This window comes from Pantoea sp. BS_8, assembly GCF_041954965.1.
Taxonomy (GTDB): Bacteria; Pseudomonadota; Gammaproteobacteria; order Enterobacterales; family Enterobacteriaceae; genus Pantoea; species Pantoea stewartii.
This window is the reverse complement of the sequence record NZ_JAVAXU010000001.1, coordinates 539,482-552,810: the sequence shown is the minus strand read 5'-3', so window position 1 is coordinate 552,810 and position 13,329 is coordinate 539,482. Positions and strand designations below refer to the sequence as shown.

11 protein-coding genes are annotated in these 13,329 nt (G+C 55.7%); 3 read left to right on the top strand and 8 right to left on the bottom strand.

The annotated features are described in order from the left end of the window. Positions 1–67 precede the first annotated feature (67 nt). Complete coding sequence (locus RAC65_RS02535) at positions 68–2,371, bottom strand: FdhF/YdeP family oxidoreductase (protein WP_039341548.1); 2,304 nt, start codon at positions 2,369–2,371, stop codon at positions 68–70. Between the two features lie 251 nt (positions 2,372–2,622). Between RAC65_RS02535 and RAC65_RS02530 the strand changes: the two genes are divergently transcribed. The 3 genes from RAC65_RS02530 to RAC65_RS02520 all read left to right on the top strand — a co-directional run bounded on the left by RAC65_RS02530 (position 2,623) and on the right by RAC65_RS02520 (position 5,723). After that, positions 2,623–4,209, top strand: a complete 1,587-nt coding sequence (locus tag RAC65_RS02530) for a PTS transporter subunit EIIC (RefSeq protein WP_110267455.1) — start codon at positions 2,623–2,625, stop codon at positions 4,207–4,209. Positions 4,210–4,435: 226 nt separating this feature from the next. Beyond that, complete coding sequence (locus tag RAC65_RS02525) at positions 4,436–4,573, top strand: hypothetical protein (RefSeq protein ID WP_162835482.1); 138 nt, start codon at positions 4,436–4,438, stop codon at positions 4,571–4,573. Between the two features lie 253 nt (positions 4,574–4,826). Further along, positions 4,827–5,723 (top strand): LysR family transcriptional regulator, encoded by an 897-nt coding sequence (locus tag RAC65_RS02520; protein ID WP_033741802.1) that lies wholly within the window; start codon positions 4,827–4,829, stop codon positions 5,721–5,723. Here the strand turns inward: RAC65_RS02520 and RAC65_RS02515 are convergent. The 7 genes from RAC65_RS02515 to sapA all read right to left on the bottom strand — a co-directional run bounded on the left by RAC65_RS02515 (position 5,720) and on the right by sapA (position 13,229). After that, complete coding sequence (locus RAC65_RS02515; RefSeq protein ID WP_283788878.1) at positions 5,720–6,829, bottom strand: CMD domain-containing protein; 1,110 nt, start codon at positions 6,827–6,829, stop codon at positions 5,720–5,722. The two genes, RAC65_RS02520 and RAC65_RS02515, sit on opposite strands and share 4 nt — an antisense overlap. A gap of 198 nt (positions 6,830–7,027) precedes the next feature. Further along, the gene (fabI, locus tag RAC65_RS02510; protein ID WP_006119311.1) at positions 7,028–7,816 is read right to left on the bottom strand and encodes an enoyl-ACP reductase FabI; all 789 of its coding nucleotides are present in this window, start codon (positions 7,814–7,816) and stop codon (positions 7,028–7,030) included. A gap of 141 nt (positions 7,817–7,957) precedes the next feature. Continuing rightward, the gene (gene sapF / locus RAC65_RS02505; protein ID WP_039340210.1) at positions 7,958–8,761 is read right to left on the bottom strand and encodes a putrescine export ABC transporter ATP-binding protein SapF; all 804 of its coding nucleotides are present in this window, start codon (positions 8,759–8,761) and stop codon (positions 7,958–7,960) included. Position 8,762: 1 nt separating this feature from the next. Beyond that, the gene (gene sapD / locus RAC65_RS02500) at positions 8,763–9,758 is read right to left on the bottom strand and encodes a putrescine export ABC transporter ATP-binding protein SapD (RefSeq protein ID WP_006119309.1); all 996 of its coding nucleotides are present in this window, start codon (positions 9,756–9,758) and stop codon (positions 8,763–8,765) included. After that, positions 9,758–10,648, bottom strand: coding sequence for a putrescine export ABC transporter permease SapC (gene sapC, locus RAC65_RS02495; RefSeq protein WP_164481992.1), 891 nt, complete (start codon positions 10,646–10,648; stop codon positions 9,758–9,760). Before sapC ends, sapD begins: the two co-directional genes overlap by 1 nt. Further along, positions 10,635–11,600, bottom strand: coding sequence for a putrescine export ABC transporter permease SapB (gene sapB, locus RAC65_RS02490; protein ID WP_039340214.1), 966 nt, complete (start codon positions 11,598–11,600; stop codon positions 10,635–10,637). Before sapB ends, sapC begins: the two co-directional genes overlap by 14 nt. Beyond that, complete coding sequence (gene sapA / locus RAC65_RS02485; protein ID WP_283786547.1) at positions 11,601–13,229, bottom strand: ABC transporter substrate-binding protein SapA; 1,629 nt, start codon at positions 13,227–13,229, stop codon at positions 11,601–11,603. It lies immediately after the preceding gene. Between the last annotated feature and the right edge of the window lie 100 nt (positions 13,230–13,329).

Here is a 13,329-nt window from a genome sequence, read left to right as displayed (position 1 = left end):
GAATCGCGGTCCCGCGGCAAGGCAAAAAGCCGGACGAACCGGCTTTTTGCCTGGAGCAAAGCCTGAATCAGGCAATGCGTTGGGTGACCGTTGCCTGCGACAATTCCAGCTTAACCGGCACCGATTTCGAGGTTGGCGTACCGCTAATATCACCGTAGCTGTTCAGCGGAACCAGCGGGTTGGTTTCTGGATAATAGGCCGCCAGGTTGCCACGCGGGATGTTGTAAGGCACCAGCTTAAAGCCGCTCACGCGACGTGTTACGCCATCATTCCACAGGGTTTCAATGTCAACGTTCTGGCCTTCGCTGAAGCCTAATGCCGCCATATCGTCCGGGTTGATAAAGACGACTTCACGCTGACCGTAAACGCCGCGATAGCGGTCATCAAGGCCGTAAATCGTCGTGTTGTACTGATCGTGCGAACGCAGGGTTTGCAGCGTGAAGGGCACCTCCTGATCCAACTGCGGAAACAGCGAGTCAGGCAGCGCGGCAGGGCTGAACTCGGCCTTACCGGTCGGCGTGTTGAAGCGCAGTTCGGCGGCGGCATTACCCAGATAGAACCCACCAGGCTGATCGCATTTGCTGTTAAAGTCGGCAAAGCCAGGAATCGTGGCTGCGATGTGATCGCGAATCAGGTTGTAGTCCGCCGCCAGATCCAGCCACTTCACCTTTTCATCGCCCAGTACCGCATGCGCAATGCTGGCGACAATCGACGTTTCTGAACGTTGTGTATCCGCCAGCGGAATACCCACGCCTTCAGACGCGTGCACCATGCTGAAGGAATCTTCCACGGTAATATACTGATTGCCCGTCGCCTGCAAATCGCGCTCGGTGCGGCCCAGCGTAGGCAGAATCAGGCCCTCATGACCGGGAACCAGATGGCTGCGGTTCAGTTTGGTACTGATATGCACGGTCAGGCCACAACGTGACAGCGCTTCTTCGGTGCGCGGTGAATCCGGTGCCGCCGCCGCCAGGTTGCCACCCAGCGCGATAAGCACTTTGATTTCGTCACGCAGCATGGCATTCAGTGCTTCAACGGTGTTATGACCTGCCGCACGCGGTGGCTCAAAATTGAAGTGCTGACCCAGCGCATCCAGGAACGGTTTTGCCGGTTTCTCATCAATGCCCATGGTGCGGTTACCCTGCACATTACTGTGACCACGAACAGGGCACAGACCCGCACCTTTTTTACCTAACTGGCCAAACAGCAGCTGCAGGTTAGTAATTTCGCGCACGGTATCGACGGAATGTTTGTGCTGAGTGATACCCATCGCCCAGGTACAGATGACCCGATCGGCGCTCTGGTAAATCGCGGCCGCTTCACGGATCTGCGCTTCAGTCAGGCCGGATTGCGCCACAATCTGCATCCAGTCGGTGTTATCCACGGCGTCAAAGTAGGCTTCAACGCCGTGCGTTTTGGCATTCAGGAACGCCTGATCGAACAGGCCGCTTTCGCCTGCCGCAATGCGCGCGCGATGCGTTTCCAGCAGGGCTTTAACCATGCCGCGCACCGCGGCCATATCGCCACCCAGGTGCGGCTGATAATAGGCCGAGCTGATGGTACCGGCTTTCGAGGTAACAATTTCCAGCGGCTTCTGCGGATCGGCAAACCGTTCCAGACCGCGTTCGCGCAGCGTATTAAAGGTCACAATTTTTGCACCGTGATCGGCAGCGTGACGCAGGCTGTGCAACATGCGTGGATGGTTAGTGCCCGGGTTCTGTCCAAAAACAAAAATCGCATCCGCGTGGTCAAAATCATCCAGACGAATCGTGCCTTTACCCACGCCAATGCTGCGCTTCAGTCCCGCACCGCTGGCTTCGTGACACATGTTCGAGCAGTCAGGGAAGTTATTGGTGCCCAGCATGCGGCCAAACAGCTGATAAAGCCATGACGCTTCATTACTGGCGCGACCTGAGGTGTAAAGCTCCATCTGGTCTGGATTGTCCATCGCTTTGATGTGCTGCGCGATAAGCGCATAGGCGTCATCCCAACTGATGGGCTCGTAGTGATCGGTTTCACGGTTGTAGCGCAGGGGATGCGTCAGGCGGCCCTGATACTCCAGAAAATAATCGCTTTGAGCATAGAGCGTGGTCACGCTGTGTTTCGCAAAGAAGTCGGCATCCACAACGCGGCGTGTCGCTTCCCAGGTTACCGCTTTCGCTCCGTTTTCACAAAAGCTGAAAGTACTTTTATTGTCATCGCCCCAGGCACAGCCCGGGCAGTCAAAGCCACGCGCCTTGTTCATGCGCATGAGATTGCGCAGGTTTTTCAGGGCAGCTTTACTGTCGAAAACAAAACGTGTCGTGGCTTCCAGTGAACCCCAGCCACCCGCGGCGGCGCGGTATGGTTTAATTTGGCGCTTAAATTTCATCATAGGTGCAGGCTTATTTTTTTGTTGGACGAATGTTGCAAGGATATATCCTGATAGTGAAGATTAGTGTGCGTTCGACGACATAGCTTGTCTAATTGATTGACTTAATGGTGCGATAGGTCGCGTTTATCGTGACGGCACAACAACTGTGATGCTGTTCATATTTTACCCTTTCATAACTTCTCCGTATCAGGTGTTATCGGCACATCGCGCTAATACTTGCTGTTTATGACACAAAAAGGCGCGAAACCATGAAACACCTGACCAGCCAGATTCATGCATTTGGCAAGGCGTTGATGATGCCTATTTCGGTGATCGCGGCAGCCGGTATTTTTCTGGGGCTGGCCGCGGCCATGCAGAACCCCGCAGTGACGGGGGAAGCCTTTGCGCAAATGCAGGTGGCGCAGCTCATTATCGGTTTTATTCGCAAAGTCGCAGGGGCGCTGTTTGCCAATCTGCCCCTGTTCTTTGCCGTCGCCAGTGCGATTGGTCTGGCAAAAGCCGAGAAACCGACCGCCGCCTTTGCGGCGGTGATTGGCTATATCGCCATGAACGTGGGGATTAATGCGACGCTGGCCGCAAAAGGCATAACGGCGGCCACCACGACGCCTCAGGCGCTGCAACAGGCGGGACTGGATCAAACGACCGCCATGATGACCTCGGCGGAATATATCCAGATGCTGGGGATTTTTACCTACAACATGAGCGTGCTGGGCGGCGTGGTGGCCGGCCTGCTCACCGTAATGTTGCACAATCGTTTTTATACGCAGCAACTTCCTACAGCGATCAGCTTCTTTGGCGGCCGACGTTTTGTGCCCATTGTCACCGTCGTGGTTCTGCCGCTGGTAGGTGTATTGCTGGCGCTGATCTGGCCAACTCTTGGAGAGGGCATCGCCTGGGTGGGGCAGATGATTGGCCACAGTGGTCAGTACGGTGCATTTCTGCTGGGGGCGGCTGAACGCCTGCTGATTCCCACCGGGCTGCACCATATTCTCAATGAAACGGTCCGCTTTACGCCGATTGGCGGTATGGCGGTTGTGGACGGACAGACTATTGTCGGCGCATTGAATATTTTCAATGCCTCGCTGACACATCCTGGCCTCATCCCGGATGCCACGCTGCGAACGGCTACCCAGTTCCTGGCGCAGGGAAAAATACCGGTGATGATGTTTGGGCTGCCCGCTGCAGCACTGGCGATCTATCACACCGCACGTCCGGAGCATAAACAACGCGTGAAAGCGCTGGTGCTGGCCGGCGCGCTGACCTCCTTTACCACCGGGATCACCGAACCTCTGGAGTTCTGCTTTATTTTTGTGTCGCCCGTGCTCTATGTGTTGCATGCGTTTTTGACCGGCCTTTCATTTATGTTGATGTCCATGCTGCATCTGATGATTGGCAACGTGCAGGGCGGCATTATCGACCTGGTAGTCTTCGGTGTGCTGGGTGGCAGTAAAACCCACTGGTGGTGGACGCTGGTGCTTGGCGTGATCTACGCACCGATCTATTACTACGGGTTCCGTTTTGTCATTACCCGCATGAATGTTGAAACACCGGGACGGGAAACCGAGGAGGAAAAACCGCAGGTCGTTGATGGCAGTGAACGCACTCAGGTCATTATCAGTGGATTGGGTGGGGCTGCCAATATAGAGGACATCGATTGCTGCTTCACGCGCTTACGGGTGCGGGTAAAAGATATGAAAGAGGTGGTGGATCACACCCTGATGAGTACGGGCGCGAATGGGGTGAATCGCGTCAGTGAGCAGGATGTTCAGGTGATTTACGGTCCTCAGGTCGAAAAGATTGCGCAGGAAGTGAAGTCGACGCTTGGCGTCGGCTGACGGCGGCCTCACTGGGCGCAGCAGGTGCGCCCTCCCTGTCTGACATATTACGGCATTCCGTTCCGTTCTAAGCTCCGTTTTTATCCGTTCCCCTCACGTTCACGATTAACACAAAATATAAGCAATGCTTTATGTTTCATTTTGTGATCTGTGCTTGAATTTTACCGGTAACACTCTATGGTAAGAGGTGGAAAGTGCAATACACGCAATTAACACGGGGTTATTTATGGCGAAAAACAGGTTAGTTAAAGTCGTTGAAATATCGGCAATTGTTGTTTTCACACTTGTCGTGATCTATTTACTGGCGACGGGCGTACTGTCGTCAACGGGCATTGATCACGCCTGGCCTTATCCAACGAAGTAACAACGGGCAACACCAGGGAAAACACCATAAAAAATAATAATTCTGCCAGCCTGACCTGAAAGAGTCCGGCCTGTTGCGCGCCCATTACGCCTTTCGTCTCGCCCCCAAAAGTATCTCCTGTCAGCCGGACACTCGGGCTGTATTACTGCACTCTGCCTGTGCCAGAGTCCTGAACGTACACTGACTGGCATTCTGTTGCGCCCTCGGCACATAATAGACGTTCAACTGAGCGACGTTATGGCGGGCACAAAAAATCGACATTAAGCAACTCATCTACCTCTGCAACCTCGAACGCGAACGCCATTTTGGCCGTGCCGCTGAGGCGAGTTTTGTCAGCCAGCCTACCTTATCAATGCGGTTAAAAAATCTGGAACGCGAACTGGGGTTATCCCTGATCAACCGCAGCAATAACTTTGCCGGATTCACGCCAGAAGGGGATCGGGTGCTGGCCTGGGCGCGGGAAATCGTCTCCGTTTATCAGGGGCTGAAGCTGGAAGTCGAGTCACTGAAACACGGCGTTAACGGCACATTGCGGCTGGGTGTGGTACCGCAGTGCAGCGTGTCGCTGGCCCAGCTGCTCAAAGCGGTTCAGGTGCGCTATCCACAACTCGATTACCGTATTGCCGTCCTGAGCGCCGACCAGTTGCTGGAGGCACTGAACAGTCATACGGTCGATGTCGGGATTGGTTTTTTTGAAATGGCGACGCTGCGTGAACTGCATTTTCAGGCCGCGTTGCTGGCGGACCGTGGCGTTGAAGCGGTGTTTCATCCCGGACATTTTCAGCACTTAGGCGAGGTTGAAAGCCTGGATCTGCCAACGCTGGCCCGTCAGCCGCTGTGTCTGGCTGAACCCACGCGCTATTTTCGTCGCTATCTGGATATGGCGCTGCGGGAGATGTCGCTGATGCCGCGCGTGGTGGTAGAAAGCGCCTCCATTATGCAACTGCTGCAGTGTACGCAGGTCGGGTTGGGCGTACTGGTTTCGCCACGCGGTCATCTGCTGCCCGCGTCTTTACACGGACTGGAACAGCGACCTGTCATAATGCCAAAGATGGCGCGCCAGGCGGCCCTGGTGGTCGCTGAACCGGGTCGGGCAACGCCGCTGGCACAGCACTTCTATGACGAAGCGCGCAGTCATCTGGATCTTTAGCGCGCCTCACCACAGGCATAAAATAAACGGCTGTTCCAGTTTGCCCGCGCGATGGCCTGGATAAGCGCGAACTGATCGGCAACGTACCAGCCGGATTCTTGCAATGGCTGGAGATCGGCGGCGCAAAAACGTTCTGGCTGGCGGGTCAGCAGGGCGGTTAACGCGCTGACCGCCCGGTCAGCGTCGGTCAGGTTAGCATTATCAACGGTGCCAGCCTGGCCGCTACAGGGCGTTAACGAAGGTGGACGCCAGCGATTTCCCAGCAGGCTGGCCGCTGTAGCCTCAACCCGGGCGGTGAAGACCGTCTCCTCCTGATGATTCAACCTGTACCAATGCTCTAATAACGCCGGTGCGTGCGCCAGCAACCAGAGGGCGTCCTCTGGCGCAGACGATGTCTGGCATTGCGCCACAGCCTTATGCTGCGCCTCGCTGGCATAGCGGGGCTCAAGCGGTTTCAGGACTGGCTGCCAGACGCCGGGGGCATCGGTGGCTGGCGCATCCGGTGCAGGTGACATGCCGGGGATCCAGCGTACCGGCATGTTCAGCAGAGCATGAATACCGGCGATCACGCGTGCCTGGTAACAGACAAAGCCGACCAACTGATTAAGCGTGACAATATCGGCTTCGCTCAGACCTGCGGCGTGAAGGGCGCGCACACTGTCGGCAGTAATCAGAGTGGGTTGCATGGCCAGCAGTCGGGCGTACTGGGTAATTTGTGTCAGGCGGTTATTGCTCTCGCGCGACGAGTCAGGACCAGGCAGAGGATTGAGTCTTGCAGAGTAGTGATTGCAGAGCCGCTGAATGCCCGTAACCTGCGCCACGGTCAGCGCGCTGCTTAACCGATCGTAAAGCGTCAGCGTATGGGTCAGCGTAACGTCAACCTGGTCGGGAAACAGCAGGTCAACAATCTCATGAGCAATCTGAATGGCGGGTTGTCCGGCCTGCAATAACGGCTGAACAGAAGAGGTTTCCTGCGCTAACCCCAACAAGAACCGATCGTCGATATGCGCTGCTTCAGGAAAAAGCGGGGCAGCCGGAACGGTACGCGGACAGGTCTGGCTCTCGTAAAACCAGTGATCCTGGCCAGTATAGCGGCGTTGTTGCATCATCAGTCCTTTTGCAAAATCTGATGCGGCACATGCGGGACAGAGTCAGTGAACCGGTCGCAGGCCGCAGGGCTGACTTATCCTCGCCCACGGGCAGGGCACGGCAAAAGACCGATCGGTGATAATTAATAGCAATAAGGAATAACGAGGGCGCAGGCGGGGAAGGACAGGGCGAGCAGCGCTCGCCCATGAGGAAACTTATTTTAGTTCCAGTTCGTTCATCGCGGCGATGCTGAAACCGCCGTCGACGTGAACGATTTCGCCGGTGATACCACCCGCCAGATCGGAACACAGGAAGGCCGCAGAGTTACCCACGTCTTCGATGGTCACGGTACGGCGAATCGGGGTTACCGCTTCACAGTGAGCCAGCATCTTACGGAAATCTTTGATGCCTGAAGCCGCCAGCGTACGGATTGGACCGGCAGAAACGGCGTTCACACGCACGCCTTCTGGTCCCATGGCATTGGCCATGTAACGTACGTTTGCTTCCAGAGACGCTTTTGCCAGGCCCATTACGTTGTAGTTAGGGATAGCGCGCTCTGCACCCAGGTAGGACAGCGTCAGCAGCGCTGAGTTGGGGTTCAGCATCGCACGGCACTCTTTTGCCATGGCAACAAAGCTGTAGGCACTGATGTCGTGCGCAATTTTGAAACCTTCGCGGGTTACGGCATTCACGTAATCGCCATCCAGCTGGTCGCCTGGGGCAAAACCAATTGAGTGAACGAAACCGTCAAATTTCGGCCAGGTTTTTGCCAGCTCAGCGAACAGGGACTGGATGCTTTCATCTTCTGCAACATCACATGGCAGTACGATGTCAGAACCCAAATCTTTGGCGAACTCTTCCACACGACCTTTCAGTTTGTCGTTTTGGTAGGTGAAAGCCAGTTCTGCGCCCTGTTTGTGCATCGCCTGTGCAATACCGTAGGCGATGGAAAGTTTACTGGCAACACCAGTAATCAGAATGCGCTTACCGGAAAGAAAACCCATAGCTGTAATCCTTATGGTCATGGTAGTTGGCGGTCGCGTTGTTTAAATAATAGACGACCGACGTTAATCGACGTGCGGATTCTAGCACGTCTGCCTTAAATCAGGAAAACTGCGCACAGTTTTCCACAAAACCCCGAAAAATCAACGCTCGCGTCGCCACGCTTCGGCCGTTAACGCTTCGCCGAAATGGCTGTTGATCAGACGTTTGGTCAGATCATGCAGCGGAGAAGCCAGCACGTCGGCCGTCCCGCCGCGTTCCACGACTTCGCCCTGATGCATGACCAACACTTTGTCGCTGATATGCTTCATCATCCCTAAATGTTGCGTCACGTAGATGTAGGCGATGCCGTGTTTTTCCTGCAGCTCCAGCATCAGGTTGACCAACTGTGAGCGCATGGTCATATCCAGTGAGGCTAGCGCTTCATCAGCAATAATCACTTTGGGTTGCAGAATTAATGCCCGCGCCAGGCCCAGACGCTGTTTTTGGCCTGGTGCCAGCATATGCGGATAATAACCGGCATGGTCGCGCAGTAATCCCACCTGACGCAGCGTGCCAATGATGCGTTTCTCGCGCGCCTCGGCGTCAAGATCGGTATTCAGGCGCAGCGGCAGCTCCAGAATCTGACTGACGCGCTGCCGGGGATTAAGCGACGTAGAAGGATCCTGGAAAATCATACGGATGCGCTGGCTACGGTAGCCATAATCCCCAAAGCTCAGCGCATGATCGTCAATAATGATTTCCCCCTCCGTTGGGGCAACGGTGCCGCTGAGCATTTTTGCCAGCGTTGATTTGCCGGAGCCATTTTCGCCGATGATCGCCAGCGTCTGCTTCTCCCGCAGCGTGAAGCTCACGGACTTCACCGCCTCGACATGCTGACGGCGAAACAGACCGGTACGATAACGAAACGTTTTGCTGAGATTGCGCACTTCCAGTAGCGTTTCCATGCTATTGGCCCTCCACGTTGAGCGGAAAATGGCAGGCATAGAGATGCGAACGGGAGCCCGTCAGCCGTGGCGTTTCCACACATTTACGCTGTGCATACGGGCAGCGCGGCCCAAGACGGCAGCCAATGGGCAGGCTTTCGAGCGATGGAATCGCGCCGGATAAGGTATTCAGGCGGCTCTTGTGTGGAAGCGGTCGGCCAAAGTCTGGCATCGCACGAATCAGCGCCTGGGTATACGGATGGTGCGGCGTGGTCATCAGGTCTTCACTCTGCGCCGTTTCCACGGTTTGTCCGCAGTACATAACGTTGATCCTGTCAGCCCAGTGACTCAGGGTACGCAGGTCATGGCTGATCAGCAGAATCGTGGTGTTGTTGTTCTGATTCAGACGGCTCAACAGGCGAAAGATCTGCGCCTGCGTCGTCGGCTCCATGGCGTTGGTCGGCTCGTCGGCAATCAGCAGGCGCGGCTGATTCGCCAGTGCGATGGCAATCATCACTTTCTGACACTCGCCCTCGGTGAGTTCGTAGGGAAAGCTGCGCATGATGTCTTTGTGATCTTTAATACCGACGCGGTGCAGCAGCTCGATGGCGCGGTTTTTTCGCCAGAACCAAAAGCGCTTCATCCACGGTCCTTTGTACGTCCAGCGCGGAATCGCCTGCATCAGCTGACGGCCGACACTTTCCGAGGGATCAAGACAGGACTGCGGTTCCTGGAAAATCATCGACACATTGTGACCTACGATGCGGCGACGCTCACGCGGCGACAAACGCAGCAAATCCACGTCATCAAAGACCATACGGTCTGCGGTGACGCGCCAGTTGTCGTTGGTCACGCCACAAATCGCCTTGGCAACCAGACTTTTGCCCGAGCCCGACTCACCCACCAGACCGCGAATTTCGCCTTCAGTCAGTGATAAATTGATGCGGTCTACCGCTTTGACCGGCCCGTCAGCGGTCATAAATTCAATCGTCAGATTACGAATATCCAGTAACGGCATTATTCCACTCCTGCCTCGACGGCCCGACGAATGCCGTCACCGAGCAGATTAACCATTAACACGCTGACCATCAGCGCGGCACCGGGAAGCATGACAGTCCAGGGCGCAACATACACCAGCTCCAGCGAATCACCCAGCATCGCACCCCACTCAGGCGAGGGCAACTGCGCGCCGAGGTCAAGAAAACCCAGTGCGGCGATATCGAGAATAGCCATCGACAGCGCGCGCGTAATTTCACTGATCAGCATAGGCAAAACGTTAGGCAAAATGGCGTGCCACAAAATATTGATGCTGGTGGCGCCATCCAGGCGAGCCGCAATCACATACTCTTTTTCCAGTTCGTCATGAACGGCGCTGTAGATTTCGCGCACCAGGCGCGGCATCAGCGCCAGCCACACGGCCAGTAATGCGTGCTCCAAGCGCGGCCCCAGAAACGCCACTACGATAATGGCCAGCAAGAGTGAGGGAATGGACAGCAGCGTATCCAGGACATGATTCAGCACCGCAGAACGCACACCGTGCGTCATGCCCGCCACAATCCCCAGCACCAGCGCCCAGAAGGTGGCAAACAGCGTGACGAGAATGGCCGATCCAACCGTGGGGGCCACGCCATTCAGCAGGCGGCTCAGTAAATCACGCCCCAGATCGTCCGTCCCGAGAAAAAAGGAAACCTCACCGTAGCGCGACCAGGAGGGCGGTAGCAGTTGATAACCCAGAAATTGCTGGTCGATGTTGTAAGGGGCCAGAAAATGGCCGAACAGACACAGTAGCAGCAGCGCGCCAAAGCCGTACAGGCCAATCATCGCCGGCATATCGCCATAAAAATGGTGCCAGCTCTGGCGAAACGCACTGGGCAGGCGTTTTTCGGCGTAGATGTTATCGGACGGCATACCATTCCTTATGTTTCAGCGGATTCAGCGCCGCACCGACGATGTCAGCGAGCACATTCACCACAATCACCAGTCCACCGGTCACCATTACGCCTGCTGAGATGGCCGCATAGTCCTGCTGACGGATGGCGTTAATCAGCCAGCGCCCCAGGCCAGGCCAGTTAAAAACCATCTCCGTAATCATCGCCAGCGTTAACATGCTGGAGAACTGTAAACCCAGGCGCGGAATGACAGGCGGAAGGGCGTTATGCAGCACATGACGGCGAATAACGGTAAAGCGCGAGAGCCCGCGGGTCGCCGCAGCTTTAACATAGTTTTTATCGACGACATCGCTGGTGCTGATGCGCAGTAAACGCACAATCTCAGTGGTCGGGGCCATCGCCAGCACGGTCACCGGTAAAATCAGGTGCATCAGCACGCTGATCATCATTTCATGCCGCCACGGTGAAGGGCTGAGCCAGGCATCGATTAAAGCAAAACCGGTTATGTTCTGGACCGGATAGAGCAGATCATAGCGACCGGAAACCGGCAGCCAGCCCAGCGTTAACGAGAAAAACAGGGTAAACAGCAGGGCGAGCCAGAAGACCGGGATCGAAAATCCCAGCAAGGCAAACGCGCTGATAACTTTGTCCTGCCATTTATGACGCAGGGCACCCGCACAAATCCCCAGCGGAATGCCGACGATTAAGGCAAGCGTAAAGGCCATCAGGCACAGCTCCATGGTGGCCGGAAAGACCTCGCGCAGTTGCAGGCCAATTTCCTGACCATTGGTGCTGGATACACCAAAATCCAGTTGCAGCATGCCTTTAAACCAAAACCACCAGGCATCGAACAGTGAGGCGCCTTCGAGCGGGGCATTCGGTGTGAAGTAGCTCAGGCTGAAACTCACCAGCGAGAGAAAAAACAGCGTAATCACCAGTAACACCAGCCGACGCAAAATATAAATGATCACTTATCGATCCTCCCGCTCATCACGATAAACGCCAGCAAAGGAAGCGTTACCAAACGGACTCAGTACCAGGCCTTTAATATCATGCCGGTAGGCTTGCAGGCGCAAGGATGAAGCCAGCGGCAGGACGGGCAGTTCCTGAGCTAAAATTTGCTGGGCTTTATCATAGCTCTCAATGCGTCCGGACAGCTGTTGCGACAGCAGAGCATTTTTCAGCGTGCTGTCAAACGCAGGCGAGCACCAGTGCGCATAGTTGGTCTGTGAGGCAATCGCCGCGCAGCTCAGCAGGGGACGAAAGAAACTGTCAGGATCGTTACTGTCGGTTGCCCAGCCTGCCAGGGTCAGGTCGTGGTTCATCGCCATCAACTGTGCTTCCTGAAAACGGCCTTCAACCGGCACGATAGTGACGTTAACGCCAATTTGTGCCAGATCGGCCTGAATCAGTTCTGCCGTTTTCAACGGCGCGGGGTTCCAGGACTGCGAGGCGGCAGGCACCACCAGACGCAGGTGAAGATCGGTCACGCCCGCCGCTTCCAGCGCAGCCCTGGCCTTTTTCGGATCGTAGGCGGTGATGCTGGCATCCGTATCGTAAGCCCAGGAGGCACGCGGCAAAATCGAGGCCGCAGTTTCTGCCGTGCCGTAATAAATCGACTCCATCAGGCGTTCATTATTAATGGCCAGCGCCAGCGCGTGACGCACTTCCGGTCTGTCGAGCGGGGGTTTTCGCGTGTTGAAGGCCAGATAGGCGATGTTCATACCGGGCCGCAACGTCATACGTAGCCGGGGATCGTCGCGCAGAATGGAAATCTGGCTGGCGGCAGGATAGGCCAGCACATCGCACTCACCGGTCAGCAGTTTCGATAACCGGCCGGTGCCGCCCGCGCCAAGATCAATCACCACCTGTTGCAGGCGCGGTACGCCTTTCCAGTAGTAGGGATTGCGGGCCAGGCGAATATATTGCCCACTGCGGTATTCACTCAGCTGAAACGGGCCGGTGCCCACAGGTAACCGATCCAGCGTTTCCTGATGACCTGTTTTGTCCAGGCTGTCTGCGTATTCCTTCGAGAGGATGGGCGCATAGTGGGTTGCCATGTGCCAGAGAAACGACGCATCAGGGCTGTTCAGGCGAATTTCGACCGTATAGTTATCGATCTTTTTCACGCTCTGCACGGCGTCAGCGAACTGCAGGCTGTCGAAATAGGGATAATAGCCGCCATTAACGTCATGCCAGGGATGTTTACGGTCAAACATGCGCGCAAAGCTAAAGACCACATCGTCGGCATTCATCGTGCGGGTAGGCGTAAAGTTTGAGGTGTGCTGAAACTGCACACCGTGACGCAAGTGAAAGCGATAGGTCGCGCCGTTATCACGTACATCCCAGCTGTCGGCCAGGTCAGCCTGTAAACGATAGGTATAGGGATCGACATCAAGCAGGCGGTCATAGAGCTGCGCCGCCAGTGTGTCCACCGTTAAACCACTACTGGCCATCTGCGGGTTAAACGTATTTAGCGTCCCGTTGACGCAATAGACAAAGCCGCTTTGACGAATATCCGTGGCAGGTGCGGGCGCGGACCACACAGGTGCGCTCAACACGCTGAGACTCAGCAACAGCGAAGGCATTAGTTTTAACATAGAACTCAACGATTCTCGGGCATTGGGCAAAGTGTATCGCAAAGCGCGCGTGGTCCCAACTCTGCGTCATCGATTGCCGACGATTCGTACAGCAGGTGTA